Raw genomic sequence first — 938 nt, forward strand, 5'->3', positions numbered from 1 at the left:
TCACGCGGCCCGAGCAGGTCGAGGACAATCTCGGTGCGCTGGAGAAAGGGCCGCTGCCGGCAACGGTGATGGCCGAGATCGACGCCGTGCTGAAAATTGCCGAGACCGCCTAGTGCGGCGAATCCGAAATTCGCATTGGCGATAATGCGACCAACTTCGATCTCTCTGATGTCTGCCGATATCGCATTTTTCTTAGTCAAGCTTCCGTGGCGCAATTGAACACGGACGGAGCGGCGGACACGCTCGAGTTGAAGGTCCGCCGCTCCGGTTTTCAGATCAAAGAGTGATGCTGCAACGGGAGATGGGTAGCGAGCTGCGCTTGAGCTGCGCCGCCGACCGCGTCGCTGTCGAGAGAGAGCGACCCGGTTGAGCTGTCAAAGATGATGTGGTGGGAACCATCATCCGTAGCCGTACCAGCAGGGGAAGTATGCAATGAAAGCCCGCCCGACTTAAGCTCGGTAAGAGCGGCTTGATCGAGGTGGAGCTTGTCCTGAAGCTTGCTGAAGTCGAAGGCATCGTTGCCTCCGTGGCCAGACATGATCTCGGCGGCGGCGCCGTTTTTTGCCTGGGCGCCGACACTTTCATCGGGCTGGACGGTTTGCGCGAACCCGTGGCGGATCAGGCTGGTTGCCGTCTTGTCGGATGGATCGTTGGTCGGGAGAAGTTCCGAGCCGGCCGAAAGAGAATGGCTCAACGAGGCCAATATGCGGTCAACGTTGCTGCCCTCGCTTACCTTGTCGCCGGCATTATCGTGGGTGGTGTCAGTCGAACTGCCATCGCTGGCGAGGAGGTGAGAAAGCGCGGTCTTGCCATGACTGCCATCGCTGGTGGTGGCACCGGAGGCGGCGGTATCAGTCGAACTGCCGTCGCTGGCGAGGAGGGGCGACAGCGCGGTCTTGCCATGACTGCCATCGCTGGTGGTAGCGCCGGAGGCGGCG

The 938-nt window shown here is 61.0% G+C and carries 1 pseudogene; it reads right to left on the reverse strand.

Annotation, left to right across the window (positions count from 1 at the left end):
* Positions 1–271: 271 nt before the first annotated feature.
* Positions 272–938: pseudogene (locus NKI70_RS33865) on the reverse strand (hypothetical protein); the annotation flags it as partial.

This window comes from Mesorhizobium sp. M0500 (genome assembly GCF_040321165.1).
Classification (GTDB): Bacteria; Pseudomonadota; Alphaproteobacteria; order Rhizobiales; family Rhizobiaceae; genus Mesorhizobium.